The 233-nt window shown below is 48.5% G+C and carries 1 protein-coding gene; it reads left to right on the top strand.

The window, feature by feature from the left end:
- A partial coding sequence (locus KVT36_RS32295; RefSeq protein ID WP_217607522.1) for a beta-L-arabinofuranosidase domain-containing protein occupies positions 1 to 233 on the top strand: 233 nt, incomplete at both ends.

Here is a 233-nt window from a genome sequence, read left to right as displayed (position 1 = left end):
GATAAACAGCTGGAAACACTGATGGATAGCGTGATCCCCGTAATTGCAGCCTCACAGCGGCCAGACGGTTATATTCACACCCCTGTAATGATAGCTGCACGGCATGCTAAAGCCGGTGTAAAGGAATTTGTGGACAAGCTGAATTTTGAAACCTATAATATGGGTCACCTGATGACGGCGGCCTGTGTACACTACCGCGCTACGGTAAAAAGAACCCTGCTGGATATTGGCAA

Origin of the sequence: Chitinophaga sp. GbtcB8 (assembly GCF_019091455.1) — a bacterium.
Taxonomy (GTDB): Bacteria; Bacteroidota; Bacteroidia; order Chitinophagales; family Chitinophagaceae; genus Chitinophaga.
The sequence above is the reverse complement of the archived record's forward strand: the minus strand, read 5'-3'. Positions and strand labels throughout refer to the sequence as shown.